Here is a 19,202-nt window from a genome sequence, read left to right as displayed (position 1 = left end):
TCAAATTCGACCTTCAGTCACTTGTCGAAGTAAACAGACATGCGGCTCTTGGTTGCGATAATATCATTACCATTATCGATGATGCCAGCACGCTTGCGGCCTCCGCGCTTGGCAGGCGGAATTAAAGGCTCCACTAGCGCCTATTCGGCGTAGGTCAAATCGCTGGGATAGTGCAAACCATCGCGATGGTATTTTCACGGTTTGCCTTCGTCCACATAGCTTCCATACCTTTGTCGAATCAAATCAACCGTATGGAAACACAACCGATTCATATCATTCAATTTTTTTGTGGATCGGCACTTGCTCCTCATCCCTCATGGTCTCTTTTTGAGTAATCAAGCGGGCGCTGTGCTGGCCGCTCAGGTAAATCCACAGCCAGCTCCATGCGACAGCAAGTCTTGAGCGCGTGCCGATGAGAAAATAGATATGCGCGAGGCCCCATATCCACCATGCGAGACTGCCCGTTAGCTTTACCTTACCAAAGTCAACGATGGCCGCGCTCTGGCCGATGGTGGCAAGACTACCTTGATGCCGGTAATGGAATGGTGCGGGAGCGGGTTTGCCTTTCAGTCTTGCCTTGATCACTTTGGCGACATAGGCGCCCTGTTGTTTGGCGGCAGGCGCAATACCCGGTACGGGCGTGTTATTGCCTTGGATGACCGACGCCGTGTCTCCGATCACAAAAACATCGGGCATTCCCGGGGAAGTCAGATCTTTTTCAACGACGACGCGACCCGCCCTGTCGGCGGGAACACTAAGCCAACGCGCGGCGGCTGAAGCCTGCACACCAGCCGCCCAGACGATCGTCCGGCTTGGAGTGAACTGTTCACCAATCTGAACGCCATCGCTTGAGCACTGTGTGACAGGCTGTCCAAGACGAACCTCAACGCCGAGTTTTTCCAACACGCCTTGTGCATAGGCAGACAGTTCAGGCGCAAAGCTTGGCAGCACGCGCTGACCAGCCTCGACCAGGATCACCTTTGTCCTGCGGGTATCGATGACGCGAAATTCCTTGGGGAGAGTCTTGTGCGCCAGCTCGGCGATAATACCGGCAAGCTCGACGCCTGTCGGACCGGCTCCGACAATGGTAAATGTCAGAAGCGCCTCACGCATCGCCGGGTCAGAGGTGGTTTCTGCCTGCTCGAAGGCAAGAAGGAGGCGGCGGCGAATTGTCGTGGCATCCTCAAGCGTCTTCAGCCCCGGTGCCACAGGCTCCCATTCATCGCGTCCGAAATAGGCATGGGTCGCTCCGGTGGCCAGAACCAGCGTGTCGTAGGATATGGATGCCCCACTGCGCAACATGACCTGCTTTGCAGCGACATCGACGCCGCCGACTTCACCCAGCAATGTCGAAACCTCCTGCCGGTCGCTATAGAGATGGCGAATGGGCCAGGCGATTTCCGACGTAGACAGAATGGTTGTTGCAACCTGATAGAGAAGAGGTTGGAAAAGGTGATGGTTTCGCCGATCGATCAGCGTTATCCGTGCTCCGCTGCCTTTGAGATCATGGACAAGCTGAAGCCCGCCAAAGCCGCCACCAACAACCACGACGTGATGATCACTCATGATCGATCTTTCTCTTTTTATACCGGGTGAAATTCAGCTCAATGTAAACGCAGACCATGTGCAGAAAATTACAGTTGAAATTCTCGCCTGTGATCTCGCACGCAACTCATCGGCATTGCGCTGATGCTACAGTATTGTGCGCTTCATAAAACACACAATACTGCATTCAGTGACATGTATTTTTGCCAGAATCCGCCGAATGCACGCCACGGCGCGCATTCATTCTCGCGTAAGGCCAGAATTTACAGCGCCATGTCCGGCACACGTTTGATGTCCGCCGCCGGTGCGCTGACGCCTGGCTTTGTTATTGCGGACATGTCGATTGCTGGTGGTGCGAGCGTCAGTTGAAGGCGCTCTGCCGTCGCTGCCCATTCCTTGGCCAGCATGTCGGGGTTCTCATTGAGGTTGACGCCATAGCTTGGCACCATGGTGCGCACCTTCTCCTGCCATTCCGGTGTCGCCAATTTCTCGGCAAACACTTTCTGGAGCAGATCCAGCATAATCGGTGCCGCCGTCGACGCGCCCGGCGAAGCGCCGAGCAGGGCGGCAATGCTGCCATCCTTGGCCGCAACAATTTCTGTTCCGAGCTTGAGAATGCCGCCCTTTTTGGCGTCTCTTTTGATGATCTGAACGCGCTGGCCTGCCTGCCAAAGGCGCCAATCCTCGGCCTTGGCATTGGGAAAATAGGCACGCAGAGCCTCTAGCCGATCTGCGTCTGACAGCAAGAGCTGCCCGGCCAGATATTCGACCAGATCAAACTCATCATAGCCAACTTTAAGCATTGGCCAGATGTTTTCGAGCGTGATTGTCGCAGGCAGATCGAACAGCGATCCTTCCTTCAGGAATTTTGTCGAGAAGGTTGCGAAGGGGCCAAACAACAGGTGGCGCTTGCCTTCAAACACGCGGGTGTCGAGATGCGGAACCGACATTGGCGGCGCACCGGTGGAAGCCTGCCCATAGGCCTTGGCAAAATGCTTGTTTGCGATCTCCGGCTTGTCGCAGACGAGGAACGAACCGCCGACGGGGAAGCCTGCGTAATCATCGCCTTCAGGAATGCCGGCCATCTGCAGAAGGTGCAACGCACCACCGCCCGCACCGATGAACACGAACTTCGCCTTGACGGAGGTTGACGATCCATCCTTACGGTTTGAATAGCTGACGTTCCAGGATCCGTCGCTGGTCTTTTCAATAGCCTCCACTTCGCTGGAGGTGCGTAGCGCAAAGTTTGGATGGCTCTTCAGATGCGTGACGTACTGGCGGGTCACCTCGCCCCAATCGGCGTCGGTGCCAAGGGGGCTCCAGGTGGCGGCAAGCTTCTGGGCGCGATCACGCCCGTCCATCATCAGCGGCACCCATTCGGCAATCTTGTCATGATCGGTCGAAAACTGCATGCCGGAAAACAGCGGGCTTGCTTTCAACGCGTCAAACCGCTTGGCAAGAAACGCCGTATTCTCATCGCCCCAGACGAAACTCATATGCGGTGTCGAGTTGAGGAACGAGCGCGGATTTTTCAACACGCCAACATCGACCTGATGGGCAAGGAACTGGCGGGTGATCTGGAAGGCCGAATTGATCTCAATCGCCTTTTCGATATGCACATTGCCTTTCGCATCCATCGGCGAATAATTCAGCTCGGCCAGGGCCGAATGCCCAGTGCCGGCATTGTTCCAGCCGTTGGAGCTTTCCATGGCCACGGTGTCGAGCCGCTCGAGCATTTCAATCGTCCAGTTCGGCTCAAGCTGGCTGAGCAAAACACCCAGCGTCGCACTCATAATGCCGCCACCGATCAACAGGACATCCACGGTTTTTTCCGGCGCTTGCGCCCAGCTGGGCACAGAGGTCGCACCGAGGACGACCGCCCCGGTGGCCGCCGATCCCAAAAGCTGACGGCGGCTCAAAACCGGGCCTTGGACGCCTGCGGCAATGGATGGATTGTCTTTACGATGAACGGACATCTTGCACCTAATTGAGTTTAAGGGCGACTGTGATTGCCGTGGGCTTTGACGATCGCACCATATAGTCACAAGTCAGCACGCGACTTTCTGTCGCGCAGGTGCTGGGGTTTGACGCAGTGAAATGACAAAAGCCATTAAATAGAAATTTAAGAACGGCCATCCCGCCCCGGACGGCAAGTCTGGTTATGTGCATCCGCGCGTTGAATCACACACCGCACAATTGCGCTATTTTTTGAAAAACCGTAGGAGTGAAACAGCAAACCGGTATTTGAAACGCGCGTGTGCTCTGGCAATAATGGATGACCTGCAACATCTATGGAGGTACCGACGCATCAAGGAATAGGCCATGGCGAAAGTTATCCTTATCGAGGATGATGAAGATACGGCACAAGATATCTGCGCTGAGCTGAAAGATTACGGATACACCGTTGACTGGGAATCCGATGGTGCCAGGGGCCTTGAACGCGCAAGGAATGGCGGGGCTGATATCCTGATCGTTGACCGTATGCTGCCTGGTATGGATGGCCTTGCTGTGATTGATACATTGCGGCGCGAACAGGTTCGCACGCCTGTGCTTGTCATCAGCGCCCTCAGTGCCGTCAACGACCGTGTGCGCGGCTTGCGGGCCGGTGGCGACGACTATCTCACCAAGCCCTTTGCGATCCTCGAACTTGTAGCGCGCGTGGAAGCCCTTCTTCGCCGCCCCGCTGACATGTCGGCAAAAGTGCTGCGGGTTGGACCGCTTGAGCTTGACCTTCTGGAGCGCAGCGCTTGCCGCGGCGAAAGAGAGATTGAGCTTCTCCCCCGTGAATTCAAGCTGCTCGAATATATGATGCGCCATTGCGAACAGCTTCTGACGCGAGGAATGCTGTTTGAGGAAGTCTGGAAATATAAATTCGTTCCCGATTCAAACCTCATCGATGTGCATATGGGGCGGCTCAGGCGAAAAATTGATCATCCGGGAGATCATCCCATGATCTCCAATGTTCGTGGAGAAGGTTTTGTACTTCGCGCGCCCGATTGAATGGGTTCGGCAATCCCGTTTCCGCTATGTGGTGGTGCTGGTGGCGGCGATAACGGTCACCATGGTGCTGAGCTTTTGCTTTGCTTATTTCCAAACCACTGGCCGCGAGTTGATCAACCAGCTGGATGAGCTGGTGTTGCAAGAAGCAAGCGTCATCACGCAAGGTGCTCTTCTGGGGCGGATGGATGCCTATGAGGAACGCGTGCGGCAAGACCCGCGACGGGTGAAGCCAACGGGTATCTTCGCAGCCGATGGTCACCGCGTATCGGGAAATGTCCAGGAATTTCCAAGGGGACTGGCGCTGGATATGCCGCCCAGACAGGTTTCCATTGTGCGCACGGACCAAACACCACCGCGACAACAGCGGGCGCGTGCGGTTGCGCGACGCCTGCCAGATGGCAATATTCTGTTCGTTGGCTGGAGTACGGCCGATAATGAGCAGGCCGCCTCCATGGTGGAAAGAGGTCTGCTGTTTGGCCTGGTTCCGGTGCTGACGTTTGGGCTGGCGGCGGCGGTGTTCTTTGGCTTGAACGCCCACAGGCGCGTCAACGAAATGCAAATCCGGATCGCACAGATTGTTGCAGGCGATTTGAAACAACGCCTGCCCTACCGCAATGTGCAGGACCCACTCGACAACCTTGCGCAAATCGTCAACGGCATGCTCGACGAGATGCAGACCTTGATCGAAGACCTCGCCGCCGTCGGTGACGATATAGCCCACGATTTGAGAACACCTCTGGCCAGAGTGCGCCTCGGCCTGGAAAGGGCTCGGCGCAATGCGACCTCCGTTGAGGACATGCATCTCGCTACGGATCGGGCGATTTCAGGAATTGACCACGCGATCTCTATCGTCACAGCCATTTTGCGTGTTCGAGAGATTGAACAAGCGCGCCGACTTCAGGCATTTGACAAAGTGGAACTCGCGGAGCTCGTGCTGGAAGTCGGGGACCTCTACGAGCCCATTGCCGAAGAGAAGCAGCTGACACTGACAGTGAGGGCAGATGCCGACATTGTCGTTCATGGAGATCGGGATCTGATTTTCGAGGCCGTCGCCAATCTCGTTGATAATGCTATAAAATTCACGCCCGAAGGCGGCAGGATCGATGTTTGCCTTACCGTGGAAGACGAGCGAAAGGCGCTGCGTGTGAGTGACACCGGCCCTGGTGTGCCAGAGAGCGAGAGAAATCTCCTTATTCAGCGCTTTTACCGCTCAGACCGAAGCCGCCACACAAGAGGGTTGGGGTTGGGATTGACCTTGGTGGCGGCAATTACCAAATTGCATGGCTTCCGGTTCGATGTGCTGCCAACCAAGGGCTTCACGACGGAGATCACGTTTCCACAAAATGCAACCGACTAGGACTGATGACTTCGCCGTCACAGGCGTGCGGTCTAGCACAGGTATGCGCCCGGGCGTCTCGAATGCGGCGCATTGTCGTGGCGGAGCGTAAACCCGATCACACGGATCGATATTGCTCGTCCGTCACCTGCTCCAGCCAGTCGACCACCTTTCCATCCAGCTGCTCCTGAATGGCGATATGGGTCATGGCTGTGGTCGCGGAGGCACCGTGCCAGTGCTTTTCGCCGGGCTCGAACCAGACGACATCACCCGGATTGATGGTTTCGATCGGGCCACCCTCGCGCTGCACGAGGCCAAAGCCGACTGTGACGATCAACGTCTGGCCGAGGGGATGCGTGTGCCAGGCGGTGCGTGCGCCGGGCTCGAATGTCACGCTGGCTGCGGCGGCGCGGCGGGCATTGTTGGACGAAAACAACGGATCGATGCGGACCGTGCCGGAAAACCAGTCCGATGGACCTTTGGTAGACGGCTGGGTGCCGTTTCTTTTGATGTCCATGGACATGAGCCTTTCGATTTTCCGTTACTGCAAATTAAATGGTGTACGAACGTCAGTATAGCAATGATAATAGCGCGGTCTGTTTAGGGTCAGTACTCTCAAGCCACCAATCTCCCCAACCCTTGCAATCCCCTCCCGTCTATGCTCCCTTCACGCCGACGCTGTGGAGGGCGTCACAGGAGGAGTGACCATGACCATGCATCCCTTGCTGGCGCAGCCGGAGCGTTTTGTGACGCGCAACGAGGTTATCGGGCTGATCGGCCGATTGACTGACAATCTGATCAACATCGAGGACAAGACAGGGGAATTCCTGCTGCGGCTGGATGATGGGCGGGTGATCGACACCAAGGGCTGGGCCGGGTGGGAATGGACCCATGGCATCGGGCTTTACGGCCTGTTCAAATATTGGCAGCAGACCGGCGACGCCAAGGCGATGGCCGTTATCACCGACTGGTTTTCGGCACGGCTTGCCGAGGGAACCCCGACCAAGAATATCAATACGGTCTGCCCGTTCCTGACGCTGGCCTGCCTTTATGAACACGCGCCCAACCCGGCCTTCGTGCCCTATCTGGAAACCTGGGCCGAATGGGTGATGCATGAGATGCCGCGCACGCGCGAAGGCGGTTTGCAGCATATCGTCTACAACAGCGTCAACGACCAGCAGATGTGGGACGATACGCTGATGATGAGCGTGATGCCGCTCGCCAAGATCGGCCTGCTGCTCAACCGCCCGGACTATGTGGAGGAAGCGAAGTATCAGTTTCTGATCCACAGCCAATATCTCGCCGACCGCGCCTCCGGGCTGTGGTTCCATGGCTGGACCTTCGATGGCAATCATAATTTTGCGCAGGCGCTCTGGGCGCGCGGCAATTCCTGGGTCACGATCGCCATTCCGGAATTTATCGATCTCTTGCAACTGCCGGAAGGCGACGCGCTGCGGCGTCATCTCCTCTCGACGCTGGACCGTCAGGCCGCAGCCCTTGCCAAATATCAGGACCCTTCCGGCCTATGGCACACGCTGGTCGATGATGAGGGCAGCTATCTGGAAGCCTCGGCCACCGCCGGTTTTGCCTATGGGTTGATGAAGGCGGTGCGCAAGCGGTATATCAGCGCGGACTATCGACCTGTGGCGGAACGGGCGGTGCGCGGCGTCATTGCCAATATCGACGCCAAGGGCGAATTGAATCAGGTGTCCTTCGGCACGGCCATGGGGTCGGATCTCGATTTCTATCGCAATATCAAGCTGACCTCGATGCCCTATGGGCAGGCGATGGCCATTCTCTGCCTGTCCGAATATCTGAGATCCTACATTTAAAACCGGCAGTAGAGAAAGCTCCGAACACAGCAATGGCGGGATAAAAATCCTGCCATTTCAGAAAGTTTTCATTTGCGCATTTCCCAGCGCTTTTGCATGGTCATGGCAGTAATTCCTTGACCGTGGGTCTTTTCATGTCTGTCGATGCAATTGTTCTTGGCGCCGGTATCATCGGCGTGTCCACCGCTGTTCAGCTAGCGCGGCGCGGCAAATCGGTGGTGCTAGTGGACAGGCGGGGCGCGGGCGAGGAAACCTCCTATGGCAATGCCGGGCTGATCCAGCGCGAAGGGGTTGTACCCTATGGTTTTCCGCAGGATCTTGGCTTGATCCTACGCTACGGTCTCAACAACCGGATCGATGCACATTATCATCTCAAGGCCCTGCCGAAGCTGACGGCCTTTCTCTCCTCCTATTGGTGGCATTCCAACAAGCCGCGCCATGAGGTGATCGCCAGAGCCTATGCGCCGCTGATCGAGCATTCAATCACCGAACATAAAGAGCTGATCGAGGCATCGGGGGCCGAAGCCCTGATCCGCAAGGACGGTTGGGTCGAGGCGTTTCGCACCCAGGCGGTGCGCGACAAGGAAGTGGCGGAAGCCGAGCGGCTGGGGCGTGAATATGGCATTCAGTTTCAAACCCTGTCCGCAGCGGATCTCGCCCGTGAAGAGCCGCATCTGAGCCAGGATTTCATCGGCGGACTGAAATGGAACGACCCCTGGTCGGTGCTTGATCCGCATGGACTGACCAAGGCCTATCTCAGCTATTTCGAAAGTCTCGGCGGACGCTTCGTGCATGGCGATGCCCTGAGCCTGAAGCAGGTGGGTGGTAACTGGCAGGTCACCACTGACGACGGCGTGATCGACGGAAAACAGGTCGTGGTGGCGCTTGGCCCCTGGTCGGATGAGGTGACGGCCAAACTCGGCTACCGCTTCCTGCTTGGCGTCAAGCGCGGCTACCACATGCATTATGCCAGCACCGGCAATGCAGTGCTGAACAATTGGATGATGGACAAGGAGCGCGGCTATTTCCTGGCGCCGATGACCCAGGGCATCCGGCTGACGACCGGGGCGGAATTTGCCCTGCGCGATGCGCCGAAAACCCCGGTGCAATTGGCGCGGGCCGAAAAAGTCGCCCGCACGGTGTTTCCACTGGCCGAACGCCTGGACGCTGAGCCCTGGATGGGCGCGCGGCCCTGCACCCCGGACATGATGCCGGTGATCGGTCAAGCGCCACGCCACAAAGGGCTGTGGCTGGCTTTTGGCCACGCTCACCACGGCCTGACGCTGGGGCCGGTCACGGGGCGTTTGCTGGCGGAGGCGATGAACGGCGAAACGCCGTTCCTGGATATCTCGGCCTTTCGCCCGGAGCGGTTCCGGGCCTAAACGAGATCCAAGCTGGCGGCAACTGGCAAGGCAGCAAGGCCCTGCCAGAGGGAGCCTTTGCTTCAGGGACCAGGTTTAGGAACATACAGCGGCACGTTGAACGACAACCGCACGGCATCGGATTTGGTGGCGTTCTCGGCATGGACGGAGAACTGATAGCTCAGCGTCGCATCGACAGGACCCATTGCATAAGTGATTGAGGGGCCGAGATTAATCGCTTTGAACCGGCTGTCGGCCAGACTGACGGACCCAGCCTTGTCATCTTCGATCTGGGCCAGATAGCCGCCATAGGCACCGATTCTGATCTTGTCATTCAAGGCATAGGTCAGCTTGAAATCCAGGGCGAACAGGTCGCCTGACCGGTAATCGGTGGTCGGATTTCGGTTATTGTAGTGATAACCCGCCATGACGCCAAAATCGAGACCGGTAGGATCGAAGTAGTTGTAGTGCGCGCCCGCACTCACTGTGGAATAGCCATTCTGAGTATTGATCGACCGCGAACTATCGTAATTCGAGGTGCGTCCTGTAAAGGATACCGACGCGCCAACATTGTGAAACCGGGCAAAATTATAGTTGGTCAACTGCACGACAGACATATTCCCGAGGCCGCCAGCATGGCCTTGAACCGGGATATTGTCGAAATCGGTATCGCTATAGACAACGGGAATGACCACCTGGGTGGCAAACCGCCAGCCATTGAGGTCGACAGGCCAGACGCCCATGATCCTTGAGACCGAGACCACCCCTTTCTGGTCGAGATCGAGAACCGAATTGCGTTTGCCATTGGCGCCATGGAATTCACTGCTGGAAAAATAGGCCGTCGTATTGGTGAAAAACAGGCCCGGAACCGGCGGCAGGGCACCGAAGGTCAGACCGGGCGCTCCCGGCCCCCAGTTCAAGGCCCCAGCTTCCGCCGCAACGGCATGGTCAGCCGCGCTAACAGCGACGGCAAGGCAGCAGAAAAGGCCTGCGGCAAGTCGACGGATGCCAGACACAGGCCGGGTGCCCCGCCCCGTGCTTTTGGCTGCCTGTCTCGATTGAATTGATGGATCTTGTTCCATGAAACACCTTGAAAGAGTTATGGCGATGGATGCAGGCGCGCCAAGACGGACGAGGACGGCAACGTCATCGCAATCCATCTGGTTTTGAGGAGAACCGTGGCCAGCATCGGGAAAACAGCCAGTTACAGACGGCTTGAAGCGTGGTAGCGCACGGGCGACCCCCAAGATTTTCCACCCTCTTTGTCCTGAGACAGGTCCATGACAGTTACCCCGGCTGCATACCCAGGGCAAAAATAAGTGGCGAAACTTGCGCAAAACTGCCTAATTTATGTTTTTCTAATTCTCTTTAAAGTTTTATTTAAGTGATAGCGCTCGCAAATAACATTTCTCTTTGGTCCCTGGTATCTCGCCATTCTGGAGATAATCCCTGATCTCCTCCACCGATCACGCGATGGTGAGCTGCATCGTGGCGGACTGTCATGCGAGTGAAATCGGCGGTGACGATAGTATGGTGTAGAAAGCTGGAGCCGGCACAATGCTGTGGCTTGTTCTCAGATCGGATTTCCGAGGACCGGTTTCTACGCTTGCGCCCAACGAGGTCGCGTCTGCCCGGCCACATTGAAACCATTTTGGGGCACGACGCGGTGCGCAAGACCTAATATCAAGTCTCGAAGATGCGTTAGAGGCATGAGATATTTTCAAAGGGAATACGAGGAGTCATTTTCAATTTATCGTCGGAGAAGGCCCTTCATTTTCCAGAGGTTTACATGACGCCAGGATTCACCAGACTGTTTTTGCCCTCAACCCCATTCTTTTCGGGTTCATCGTTCTGGCGTGTAAAAACCCGGCGTCGGATGGGCTGCCTGGTGCTTGGCCTAATCAGTCTTATCGCCACGGCATCGCTCGCCCATGCCGATCCCGATGCGCTGTGGAAGATCGTCCATGACAAATGTGTGGTCGCCACTGCGCCTTGCGTCCGCGTCAATAGCGGCGAACATTACGCGCTGTTGAAGGATCAGCGCGGCGTGGCGCAGCATCTGCTGATCCCAACCGACAAGATCACCGGCATCGAAAGCCCTGCCCTGCTGGATGCCAAGACGCCGAATTTCTTTGCCGATGCCTGGAATGAACGGGCCGCCGTCAATGCCAAGCTGCCGCATCCCCTAGCACGCGATGCGCTCAGCCTGGCTGTCAACGCGCAGGATGCCCGCTCACAGAATCAGCTGCATATCCATATCGATTGCCTCAGCCCGGATGCCCTTTCGGTTTTGACCAAGATCGCCAATGAAATCGGCACCGACTGGGCGCCCCTGCCGGCCACAGTGGCCGGACACCAATTCATCGCCATGAAAGTCGAGGGCGATACGCTGGCGGGTTACAATCCGTTTCTGGCGCTGGCGAAGACCCTGAAAGACCCGTCAACGGAGATGGCAAGCCATAATCTGGTTGTGGTTGGCGCCAGCTTCGCCAGCGGCGCAGGCTTCATTATTCTCACCGATGTCGCGCCTGCCGCGACCATCGGTTTTTCCGGCGGTGAAGATGTGCAGGATCACAGCTGCCAGATCGATCCGGCCTGATCACTGCAAATCGTTGTTATTCCAGCTCCAACAGCCCGGCAGCTGCCGCCTCGATAATGTCGTCGATGCTGCGATCTATATCGACCGTCACCACACAAGGCTCACCACTCGGGCTTTCCAGTGTTGCAAGCTGGCTTTCCAGCAGGCTGACCGGCATGAAATGTCCGGTGCGTTCACCCATGCGGCGGGTCAGTAGCTCTTTCGAGCCTTCCAGATAAATGAAGGCGGTGCGGTTTCCCGTCGCCTCGCGCAGCAGGTCGCGATAGCTTTTCTTCAACGACGAGCAGGAGACGATGATGGTCTGGCCCTCCAGCAAGGCGGTGGCCATTTTATCGCCGATGACTTGCAACCAGGGCCACCGGTCTTCATCGGTCAGCGGCGTGCCCTTGGCCATTTTCTCGACATTGGCAGCGGGATGCAGGCTGTCTCCTTCCAGGAAGGGGACGTCAAGCTTTTTCGCCAGGCCCTCGCCAATCGAACTTTTGCCGCAGCCGCTGACCCCCATGACGATGATCGCCCAAGGTCTGGTAGGAACGGTGTCGGCTGTCTGATGGGCGGTCATGCTGATCTCTCCGGGTGGCTACATTACTTACCTTCAAGTAGCGTGTTGCCGTCCCTGGTCAACCGCTTCGCCCATGCCTCTCCACAAACGAAAAACGCCCGGACCGGAGGTCAGGGCGCTCACCATCATCACTTTTAAAACAAACAGGCTCAGGCAGCCGGTGCAGCTGCCAGACGGGGCAAATCCTCGATACCCAGCAGAAAGTTGATCTGCGGGCGGGCCTTGACCAGGTCGTCGATGGAATATTCCGCCAGCACCGCGAAGAAAGCGTTGAGCGCCTTGCGCAGCGCCGAATTCAGACCGCAGCTGTCAATCAACGGGCAATCGACCTCGCCGTCGTCCTCGAAGCATTCGGCCATGGCAAAACTGTCTTCGGTGACCTTGACCACGTCGAAGAGGCTGATCTTTTCAGGCGCACGGCCCAGACGCACGCCGCCATTGCGGCCACGCACGGTTTCCACCAGACCCGCCTTGTTGAGCGGCTGAAGAATCTTGAACAGGAACAGTTCGGAAACTCCATAGGCCTTGGCAATTTCCGGGATACGGCTCAAGTGGTCCTTGTTCGCCGCGCAATACATCAGAATGCGTACCGCGTAATTGGTCTGCTTCGTCAAGCGCATGCGCCACTCCTTAAGCTGGTCCAGCGAACTTTAGCCGCTTGGCGGTCCTTGGCAAAGCGCCAATTTTGTCCGTCCATATCGGCATATATAATGGCTTTTGTACTTTTGAACAATTCCAAATTAACATTTTCTGAGCGTGTTTCTCCAGAAAAGATTTTCATGCTTGGAGTGTCGATTTTGGCTTTTTATCACGAAAAAAGGCGGGTCGCTGAAGACCCGCCTTGGTGATAATTTTTGGTGCGACGTCTTACGGCATCACTTCATCGTTGGCATGACGAACTCGGCACCGTCTTTAATGCCTGAAGGCCAGCGGCTGGTGACGGTCTTGGTGCGGGTCCAGAATTTGATCGAGTCCGTGCCATGCTGGTTGAGGTCGCCGAAGGAAGACGCCTTCCAGCCGCCGAAGGAATGATAGGCCAGCGGCACCGGAATGGGAACGTTGATACCGACCATGCCGATATTGATGCGGCTGGCGAAATCACGCGCCGCATCGCCGTCGCGGGTGTAAATGGCAACGCCATTGCCATATTCATGTTTCATCGGCAGATCGAGGGCTTCCTCATAGTTCTTGGCGCGTACCACCGAGAGAACCGGTCCGAAGATTTCGGTCTTGTAGATGTCCATATCAGGGGTAACGTTGTCGAACAGGCAGCCGCCGACGAAATTGCCGTTTTCATAGCCCTGAAGCTTGAAGTCGCGACCATCGACCACCAGCTTGGCACCGGCTTCGACGCCACTATCGATCAGGCCCAGAATGCGGTCGCGGGCTTCCTTGGTGATGACAGGCCCCATATCCGCCTTGTCATCGGTATAAGGGCCGATGCGCAGGCTCTCGATCATCGGGGTCAGCTTGGCGATCAACCGGTCGGCGGTTTCATCACCAACAGGAACGGCAACCGAAATGGCCATGCAACGCTCGCCAGCCGAGCCATAGCCTGCGCCCATCAGGGCGTTTGCGGCCTGATCCAGATCGGCATCGGGCATGATGATCATGTGGTTCTTGGCGCCGCCAAAGCACTGGGCGCGCTTGCCGTTGGCCGCTGCCGTCCCGTAGACGTAACGGGCAATTGGCGTGGAGCCGACGAAGGAGATTGCGCCGATATCGGGATGGGTCAGCAGGCCATCAACAGCTGATTTGTCACCATTGACGACGTTGAGAATGCCAGCAGGCAGGCCCGCTTCAATCATCAGTTCGGCCAAGCGCATCGGCACGGACGGATCGCGCTCGGAAGGCTTGAGGATAAAGGCATTGCCGCAGGCAATCGCCGGGGCAAACATCCACATCGGGATCATCGCCGGGAAATTGAACGGCGTAATGCCAGCGCCAACGCCGACAGCCTGGCGGATGGAATACATATCAATATTCGGGCCAGCGCCTTCGGTAAACTCGCTCTTCGACAGATGCGGAATGCCGATGACAAATTCGCAGACTTCCAGACCCCGGACGATATCGCCCTTGGCATCTTCAATGGTCTTGCCATGCTCGCGCGACAGCATTTCGGCCAGCTCATCCATATGGGTGTTGAGCAATTCCACGAACTTCATGAACACGCGAGCGCGACGCTGCGGATTGGTGGCAGCCCATTTCGGCTGGGCAGCCTTGGCGTTTTCCACCGCTGCATTCAGCTCGTCTGCGCTGGCCAGCGAGATTTCGCCCTGCACTTCACCCGTGGCAGGGTTGAAAATCGGCTGCTTGCGGCCAGAGGTGCCAGCCACGGCCTTGCCGCCGATGAAATGCCCGATCTGATACATGGGTTTCCTCCTGAGTGTTTTTGATAGGCCACTATCGCGCTTTAATTTGCACAACGCAACGCGATGATTTACGCATCCGTTGTGCATAAATGGATGCTACTATGAACTGGGATGACGTTCGGATTTTTCTGGCCATTGCCCGCACAGGGCAAATTCTGGCCGCTTCAAAGCGGTTAGGACTGAACCACGCCACCCTGTCGCGGCGCTTGACGGCGCTGGAAGATGCCCTGAAGACACGGCTGTTCATTCGCCGCACCAATGGCTGCGAGCTGACGGCTGAAGGTGAGACGTTCCTCACCTCCGCCGAGCGGATGGAAACCGAGATGCTGGAAGTTCAGGCCCGTCTGGGGCGCACCGATGCCAAAGTGGCAGGCACGGTGCGCATTGGCGCGCCGGATGGGTTTGGCGTGTTTTTTCTGGCGTCAAAGCTGGGGGATTTGATTGAGCGGCACCCGGAATTGAAAATCCAGCTGGTGCCCGTGCCGCGCTCGTTTTCGCTGTCACAACGCGAGGCTGATATTGCGGTGACGCTGGAGCGGCCTGATCAGGGCCGCCTCGTCTCGGCCCATCTGACCGATTACAGCTTGGCGCTTTACGCCTCGCGCCGGTATATTGAACGCCATGGCCTGCCACAAACGGTGGAGGCCCTCAAGGACCATCACCGCATTGGCTATGTGGAAGATCTGATCTTCACGCCATCGCTGAATTTTACCGGCGAAATCATGCGCAACTGGAATGCCAGCTTTGAGATTTCCTCCGCCATCGGCCAGACGGAAGCGGTGCTGGCAGGCGCTGGCATTGGCATCCTACACAGCTATATCGCGCGACAGCATCGTGACCTGGTCCGCATTCTGCCCGACATCACCTTGCACCGCGCCTATTGGACCACCTATCATGAGAGCCTGCGCGATCTGGCCCGTATTCGAACCGTGGTGGATTACCTACGCGAGCGGGTCGATCAGGACCGCAGTATTTTTCTATAGGCAGGGCAAAGACATGGCAGAAATCAAAATGAAAACCCGTAAGATGGGCGCCACTGCCGTGATTGGTCGCACCGGCTTCCCGCAGATCACCTCGGAAACGGGGGGCGAACTGGCCATCGTCACCGGCCCTTCGCAGCCGGGCTTCAACCCGCTGGACCTGCTCTACGCCTCACTGGCCGGATGCCTGACCATCAGCGCCCGCCTGGCCGCCAGCGAGATGGGGGTGATGGACAAGATCACCGCCATTACCGCCAAAGTGACGGGTGAAAAGGCCAAGGAAGGTCTGTCGCGGGTCGAGCGTTTTGACATCACCTTGACCATTACGGGCGAGATCGACGCCCAGACCCGCAAGGCGATTGCCGACAAGGCCGAGCATGAAATCTGCACCGTCAGCAACACCCTTTCCGGCAGCCCGGAATTTGTAACCACAGTGCTTGCGTAAACTGGTCATTTATAAGGGAGGACCGCAGGTCAGGGTTATCCGCTCCGGCACAACCAGACCGGCAAAATAAGCATGGGCAGGGTTCGGCGCGCGGCTGGTCCGGCATTGACCACCATCGCCGCGAATCTGTAGCCCATCGGCCTCGGCCAGGCGGAAAGCGGCGACATAATCCTTGTCCTTGACCTCCAGATCGAGGCTTTTGCCGCGCAGGTCCACCGGTCCGGCCAGGCTGAAAGCAAAGGTGACAGTCACGACATTCCCATGGATCTCAGCGGTAAAGCCCACCGGCTGCAACCGCGCCGCCTGCCTGCCATCCACCGACAATTCCGTGAAAAACCGCTTGCGGCCAAGATCGGCAATCAGCTTGTCGCGCAGGGCCGAGGCCTCCTCGACGGTAAACTGGCTGTTGCGGTCGCGGTCATAGCGATCCAGCAGAACCCGGCTATAGGCCGCATCGAAGGACCAGCTTTCGCCGACCCCCGTCAACACCCCATGATGCATATCGAACAGAACCCTGAGCGTGATGGCGATGTCGGGATGCGCCATCACGGGAGAAGCAGGCCCCAGACAGAGCGCCAGCGTAGCTGCAAGCGCGGTCTTCCGGCGAAAGGCCAGTGGTAAACGGCTCATGGTACCCTCCCCTCACCCGATTCCGGCCCCAATACCGGTCTCTGGGGACCATAGCGGTCCAGGGATTTGAACAGGGGCTCAAAACCTGAAAAATCATCGCTGGCAGCCGGAGGCTCCACGAAGGGCGGCGGTATCAGCGTGGTCTGTTTCGAGGCCATGTAGGCCCCGCCATACAGCATGCCGATGGCAAGCAACCAACTGCCATAAACCCGCGAGGCAATCCGGGTCCAGGCGGCGGTGACGATACCAGCGACAAGACCGGACACCAGCAGCAGCCAGAGCGCGGCAGACAGCGCCAAGGGCAGATAGAGCCGGTCATGCAGGCTTGGATCGGAAAAAGAGATCGCCAGTGAGAGAGCGATCCCAAGCACAGGCAAAAGCGCCAGACCGGACCAGAACCGCAGCGGCAATGGCAAAACCAGCATTACCCCCGCCAACAGGCAGGCCAAGGGGCCAACCAGAAAGAAATGGCTGGGCGCTGCGGGCAAAGGCGCCAGAAGCCGCATCCACATATCGCGCCAGACAAAACCGGCGACAAAGCCTGCCGCCAGCACCAGTAGAGCCAGCGGCAATCGTCGTCTCGGCAATTGCCCCAGAATGAAGCCGGTGCCGAGCAAGGGCAGCAAGCGTTCAATAGTAAACGTGGTCGATAGCAGCCAATGATCCAGCGTCTCCTGGTCAAGCCAGGTCCACAATGCCGAGGCGCAGATCCCGATTGCCCCAAGCAGGGCTGCAAGGGCTAGACCCACAGTCAGATGACCAGCAAGGGGCATGCCCGGCTTTGCCATCAGGTCACAAGGAAATAAAGTCCGCCGATGGCGATCAGGCCGCCGGGAATACGAACCATGCGCTCGCCCAAGGCCCGCGACACACCAAGCCCGACGGCAATACCAGCCAGATGGATCAGCCCGGTCGCAATCACGAAGCCGATGGCAAAATCAGCGGGATCGGCAGCAATGGGTAATTCGGCGCCGTGGGCATAGCCGTGGCAAATGGCAAACAGGCCGATGACCGTCAGCGCCAGCCATTCCGGCGGACGCCAGACCAGCGCAATCGCTGCGCCCAGCACGACGATGGAGAGCGCGATGCCGGTTTCAATCGCCGGCAGTGGCACACCGGCAATGCCGAGAATGCCACCCAGCACCATGATCAGCGGAAAGGTGATTGGCAGCGCCCAGACATTGCGGCCGCCCAGTTGCGCGCCCCATAGACCGACGGAAAACATCGCCAGAAGATGATCGGCACCCGACAATGGATGCTCGAAGCCTTGCAGGAACCCACCGGCACCGCCCTGGACGATATGTGCCTCGGCCATGCCCGGCATCAAGGCCACAATCAGTGCGACAGAGGCAAGCCGCCCGGCCCCGACGATCTGACGTTTAAAGTTTTCCCGCATATCCGATCTCCCGAATTGAATGCCTGCCCTGCGTCTCTGTCCTGCTCTGGCTTGGCTGCCACCTTATGCAGACTGTTTCTGCGACCAAATTGTGGTCACGAAATGCATGAAATCTGTTTGCACCTGATCAAACCAGAAAGAAAGCGTCGACGATAACAGCAGAACGTTGTCAGCGCTCTGGCCGTCACTTATACCCCATATTTTACAGCTATAGGGCAATCTTCCAAAAACGGGCTTCCAAAAAACAGGCCTCCAAAAAAGTCTTTGAGAAAACGGCAAGGGCAAAGCGATAATGACCCCATTTCATCCCAGGAAAATCCCCGGCCATTTCCAAGCGCATTTTCTGAGACGTTTCAGGGCGATCAACGGATTGCCCTTGCGCCTATCTATCGCCTTGCTGGGCTTTGCAGGCAATGCCGCGCCAGCCTTTGCCCATGTTCTGGGTGGCCCGATGGGCGGCTTCGGGAGCGGGTTCGAGCATCCACTGCTGGGCGCCGATCACTTCCTGGCCATGCTGGCTGTCGGTCTCTGGGGCGCGCAGATGGGTGGCCGCTCCGTCTGGACCCTGCCCGCCACCTTCCCGCTGATCATGTGCATCGGCGGCGTGATTGGTATGTTGGCCGACATTCCCGATCCGGTCATTTCTGGCGGCATTGCACTCTCGCTACTGGCACTGGGTGCTGCCATCGCCGCTAACTGGAGAGCTCCCGAATTCGCCTCCCTGGCGATCATCGCGCTGTTTGCGCTGTTCCATGGCTATCCCCATGGCAAAATGGCCCCCAACGCCACCGACCCCGCCGCCTACACCGTCGGCTTCGTCGTCGCTACCGGCATGATCCACATCCTCGGCATCGCCATCGGCTACGGACTGGGGCGGCTGTATAACGGCCTGGTGGTGCGGGCGCTGGGCGGATTGATTGTGATTGCGGGGATGTATTATCTGGTGACGGGACAGATGTAATGTCACAGCCGAAACCGACTTAACGGTCCGTGAGCAGATGATCTGAAAACATTGTGGAAGAAATGGTACGGTTGGGGGGTCTCGAACCTCCGACCTCAGGTGCCACAAACCTGCGCTCTAACCAACTGAGCTACAACCGCACATCAAGCGCTAGCGCTTTCGAGGGGTCACATACGGGGCGTG

Annotated in this window: 19 protein-coding genes and 1 tRNA gene; 9 read left to right on the top strand and 11 right to left on the bottom strand. The window is 57.6% G+C overall.

Going from position 1 to position 19,202, the window contains the following annotated elements; all coding sequences use genetic code 11:
• Nucleotides 1–273: 273 nt before the first annotated feature.
• A complete protein-coding gene (locus ASB66_RS08300) occupies nucleotides 274–1,566 on the bottom strand; it encodes an NAD(P)/FAD-dependent oxidoreductase (RefSeq protein ID WP_060719204.1) in 1,293 nt (430 codons plus the stop codon).
• Here ASB66_RS08300 and ASB66_RS26990 point away from each other — a divergent pair.
• Nucleotides 1,565–1,690: a hypothetical protein gene (locus tag ASB66_RS26990; protein WP_267970738.1), complete on the top strand. Its 126-nt coding sequence runs from the start codon at nucleotides 1,565–1,567 to the stop codon at nucleotides 1,688–1,690. The genes ASB66_RS08300 and ASB66_RS26990 overlap by 2 nt on opposite strands.
• Before the next feature lie 118 nt (nucleotides 1,691–1,808).
• Here the strand turns inward: ASB66_RS26990 and mqo are convergent, their stop codons facing one another.
• On the bottom strand, nucleotides 1,809–3,521 hold the full coding sequence (gene mqo / locus ASB66_RS08295; protein WP_114386376.1) for a malate dehydrogenase (quinone): 1,713 nt from the start codon (nucleotides 3,519–3,521) through the stop codon (nucleotides 1,809–1,811).
• A 346-nt stretch (nucleotides 3,522–3,867) separates the two neighbouring features.
• On the opposite strand from mqo, the gene ASB66_RS08290 reads away from it, so the two are divergent.
• Together ASB66_RS08290 and ASB66_RS08285 are read left to right on the top strand one after the other, a co-directional pair.
• Nucleotides 3,868–4,545, top strand: a complete 678-nt coding sequence (locus ASB66_RS08290) for a response regulator transcription factor (RefSeq protein ID WP_060719206.1) — start codon at nucleotides 3,868–3,870, stop codon at nucleotides 4,543–4,545.
• Complete coding sequence (locus tag ASB66_RS08285; protein WP_234612768.1) at nucleotides 4,523–5,902, top strand: sensor histidine kinase; 1,380 nt, start codon at nucleotides 4,523–4,525, stop codon at nucleotides 5,900–5,902. The genes ASB66_RS08290 and ASB66_RS08285 overlap by 23 nt, the downstream gene beginning before the upstream one ends.
• A gap of 97 nt (nucleotides 5,903–5,999) precedes the next feature.
• Here ASB66_RS08285 and ASB66_RS08280 read toward each other — a convergent pair whose 3' ends face one another.
• A complete protein-coding gene (locus ASB66_RS08280; RefSeq protein ID WP_060719282.1) occupies nucleotides 6,000–6,398 on the bottom strand; it encodes a (R)-mandelonitrile lyase in 399 nt (132 codons plus the stop codon).
• Between the two features lie 190 nt (nucleotides 6,399–6,588).
• Between ASB66_RS08280 and bglB the strand changes: the two genes are divergently transcribed.
• Nucleotides 6,589–7,713 carry a beta-galactosidase BglB gene (bglB, locus tag ASB66_RS08275; RefSeq protein WP_060719207.1) on the top strand — a complete coding sequence of 375 codons (1,125 nt, stop codon included), beginning with the start codon at nucleotides 6,589–6,591 and terminating at the stop codon, nucleotides 7,711–7,713.
• A 134-nt stretch (nucleotides 7,714–7,847) separates the two neighbouring features.
• Nucleotides 7,848–9,095 carry an NAD(P)/FAD-dependent oxidoreductase gene (locus tag ASB66_RS08270; protein ID WP_060719283.1) on the top strand — a complete coding sequence of 416 codons (1,248 nt, stop codon included), beginning with the start codon at nucleotides 7,848–7,850 and terminating at the stop codon, nucleotides 9,093–9,095.
• Nucleotides 9,096–9,157: 62 nt separating this feature from the next.
• Here ASB66_RS08270 and ASB66_RS08265 read toward each other — a convergent pair whose 3' ends face one another.
• Nucleotides 9,158–10,090 (bottom strand): SphA family protein, encoded by a 933-nt coding sequence (locus ASB66_RS08265; RefSeq protein WP_158544207.1) that lies wholly within the window; start codon nucleotides 10,088–10,090, stop codon nucleotides 9,158–9,160.
• An 872-nt stretch (nucleotides 10,091–10,962) separates the two neighbouring features.
• Between ASB66_RS08265 and ASB66_RS08260 the strand changes: the two genes are divergently transcribed.
• Nucleotides 10,963–11,673 carry a CDP-diacylglycerol diphosphatase gene (locus ASB66_RS08260; RefSeq protein ID WP_234612770.1) on the top strand — a complete coding sequence of 237 codons (711 nt, stop codon included), beginning with the start codon at nucleotides 10,963–10,965 and terminating at the stop codon, nucleotides 11,671–11,673.
• 16 nt (nucleotides 11,674–11,689) lie between these two features.
• On the opposite strand, the gene ASB66_RS08255 is transcribed toward ASB66_RS08260, so the two are convergent.
• From ASB66_RS08255 to ASB66_RS08245, 3 genes are all read right to left on the bottom strand, one after another.
• Complete coding sequence (locus ASB66_RS08255) at nucleotides 11,690–12,235, bottom strand: gluconokinase (protein WP_060719210.1); 546 nt, start codon at nucleotides 12,233–12,235, stop codon at nucleotides 11,690–11,692.
• 149 nt (nucleotides 12,236–12,384) lie between these two features.
• Nucleotides 12,385–12,855 (bottom strand): iron-responsive transcriptional regulator RirA, encoded by a 471-nt coding sequence (rirA, locus tag ASB66_RS08250; protein WP_015915017.1) that lies wholly within the window; start codon nucleotides 12,853–12,855, stop codon nucleotides 12,385–12,387.
• A 255-nt stretch (nucleotides 12,856–13,110) separates the two neighbouring features.
• The gene (locus ASB66_RS08245; RefSeq protein WP_015915016.1) at nucleotides 13,111–14,607 is read right to left on the bottom strand and encodes a CoA-acylating methylmalonate-semialdehyde dehydrogenase; all 1,497 of its coding nucleotides are present in this window, start codon (nucleotides 14,605–14,607) and stop codon (nucleotides 13,111–13,113) included.
• 101 nt (nucleotides 14,608–14,708) lie between these two features.
• On the opposite strand from ASB66_RS08245, the gene ASB66_RS08240 reads away from it, so the two are divergent.
• Together ASB66_RS08240 and ASB66_RS08235 are read left to right on the top strand one after the other, a co-directional pair.
• Nucleotides 14,709–15,590 (top strand): LysR family transcriptional regulator, encoded by an 882-nt coding sequence (locus ASB66_RS08240; protein WP_060719211.1) that lies wholly within the window; start codon nucleotides 14,709–14,711, stop codon nucleotides 15,588–15,590.
• Between the two features lie 13 nt (nucleotides 15,591–15,603).
• On the top strand, nucleotides 15,604–16,032 hold the full coding sequence (locus ASB66_RS08235) for an OsmC family protein (protein WP_060719212.1): 429 nt from the start codon (nucleotides 15,604–15,606) through the stop codon (nucleotides 16,030–16,032).
• Between the two features lie 9 nt (nucleotides 16,033–16,041).
• On the opposite strand, the gene ASB66_RS08230 is transcribed toward ASB66_RS08235, so the two are convergent.
• The 3 genes from ASB66_RS08230 to ASB66_RS08220 are packed head-to-tail and all read right to left on the bottom strand — an operon-like array spanning nucleotide 16,042 to nucleotide 18,058.
• Nucleotides 16,042–16,662: a DUF1007 family protein gene (locus tag ASB66_RS08230; RefSeq protein WP_114386374.1), complete on the bottom strand. Its 621-nt coding sequence runs from the start codon at nucleotides 16,660–16,662 to the stop codon at nucleotides 16,042–16,044.
• Entirely contained in the window at nucleotides 16,659–17,450 is a 792-nt protein-coding gene (locus ASB66_RS08225; protein ID WP_060719214.1) for a hypothetical protein, read from the bottom strand. The genes ASB66_RS08230 and ASB66_RS08225 overlap by 4 nt, the downstream gene beginning before the upstream one ends.
• Nucleotides 17,450–18,058 (bottom strand): HupE/UreJ family protein, encoded by a 609-nt coding sequence (locus ASB66_RS08220; RefSeq protein WP_060719215.1) that lies wholly within the window; start codon nucleotides 18,056–18,058, stop codon nucleotides 17,450–17,452. Before ASB66_RS08220 ends, ASB66_RS08225 begins: the two co-directional genes overlap by 1 nt.
• A gap of 292 nt (nucleotides 18,059–18,350) precedes the next feature.
• Here ASB66_RS08220 and ASB66_RS08215 point away from each other — a divergent pair, with 292 nt between their 5' ends.
• Nucleotides 18,351–19,019 (top strand): HupE/UreJ family protein, encoded by a 669-nt coding sequence (locus ASB66_RS08215; RefSeq protein ID WP_081089127.1) that lies wholly within the window; start codon nucleotides 18,351–18,353, stop codon nucleotides 19,017–19,019.
• Nucleotides 19,020–19,082: 63 nt separating this feature from the next.
• Here ASB66_RS08215 and ASB66_RS08210 read toward each other — a convergent pair.
• Nucleotides 19,083–19,159: transfer RNA gene (locus ASB66_RS08210), tRNA-His, on the bottom strand.
• Between the last annotated feature and the right edge of the window lie 43 nt (nucleotides 19,160–19,202).

The organism is Gillisella vitis, from assembly GCF_001541345.2.
In the GTDB taxonomy this organism is placed as follows: domain Bacteria; phylum Pseudomonadota; class Alphaproteobacteria; order Rhizobiales; family Rhizobiaceae; genus Allorhizobium; species Allorhizobium vitis.
Note: the sequence above shows the minus strand (reverse complement) of the source record. Positions and strands in the feature narration are given on the sequence as shown.